Annotated in this window: 1 protein-coding gene; it reads right to left on the bottom strand. The window is 51.8% G+C overall.

Annotated elements, in window-relative coordinates; translation table 11 throughout:
* Window positions 1–1,137 (bottom strand): tyrosine-type recombinase/integrase (locus tag LRP54_RS08335; protein WP_231235759.1); only part of this gene is annotated, 1,137 nt, incomplete at its 3' end.
* Window positions 1,138–1,320 lie beyond the last annotated feature (183 nt).

Below are 1,320 nucleotides of genomic sequence, written 5' to 3'. Positions count from 1 at the left end.
CTCAGCAGCAGCCCTCTGATACCGCATAGCAACCCCCACATCCCGATGCCCCCCACGCGCCATAATCTCCGCCACAGTCGCCCCCTGCTGCGCATACAACGTCAACCCAGACGCGCGCAAATCATGGAAGCGGAAAGCTGGTGGTATCCCTGCGCTTTTACGTGCTTTAATCCAGTGTCGGTTATGGGTTGATTGAGACGTTGGCCTTGAAGGGTCTTTACTGGATGGGAAAATGAAATCACTTGAAGCTTCCCCACAATAATTTTCCATGTGCGCGACGATTACAGGGATCAAAGCCTCGGGGATGTGCAAAACGCGAGTGTCACGCGCTTTCGTAGGTGTCAGACGCGGTGGCTGCTCTTTCTGATTCCACTGCTTATCTACTCTCACGTGTGCCTTGACGGGAACGTCCAAGTCCATAAAATCGCCCCGCTGTAGTCCTAGGACCTCGCCTTGTCTCAGCTCACAGTAAAACCCGAGATACACGGTAAGGGCAAGCTCAGACGGCATGGCTTCAGCCAGTGCTTTCACCTCAGCTGGCATGGCATAGTACCTGCGCATGGTGGGAGAGTCTTTAGGCTTGTTAAGTTTTTCTTTCACAGGATTTACGCTCAAACCACCTACGCCGCGTTCAAGCGCCACATTAAACATACGTCGCGTATGGACAAGAACTTTCGTCCGCGTGTGAGCTGAACGGGAGAGAGCTGAATCCGCCATTTTCTTGACATCATCAGGAGTCACCTCCGATAACGGGATGTCTCCGAGTACTGGCAAAATGTATAGCTCAAGCGTGGACTGATAATCTCGACGGGTTGCGCGCGCCATTAGCCCACTCTCCCATTGCTCATCGACCAACACAATCCACTGCGCTGCCCATTGAGCGACGGTGATTTTACGAGCTTCTTCCGCTTCTAAAGCCTCGCGCGCCTTCTCCCGTTTTTCCCTCCTGTGGTGCGCGCTCTCGAAAGAACCTGTGATTTTTTGAGCGCGCGCGATATCCAGTGCTGCCCGTGCTTCGGTAAGCGTGACGTACTTACCGACGAATTCTTGTCTGCCATCCACCGTGATACGTACTCGGTACAAGCCTTTATACATGCTGATTCCGGTTGGCAGTTTTATGTCTCGTCGTGGTGTCATAGCTGGTCCTCACTGGTGTGCTGGACAGGTCCTAATATGGTCCTAATTTTATGCTTATTTAGGACCACATATGCCAAAAGCTGCAAAAGTCCTAATTTGCGCAACTTGCTATTTTCCGCTTTATTTCAATGAAAACCCCGTGATCTCAACGAAATCACGGGGTGATTGTGGAGCTAAGGGGAT

It is taken from the genome of Schaalia sp. lx-100 (genome assembly GCF_021083625.1).
Taxonomy (GTDB): Bacteria; Actinomycetota; Actinomycetes; order Actinomycetales; family Actinomycetaceae; genus Pauljensenia.
This window is presented reverse-complemented; position numbering and strand designations above follow the sequence as displayed.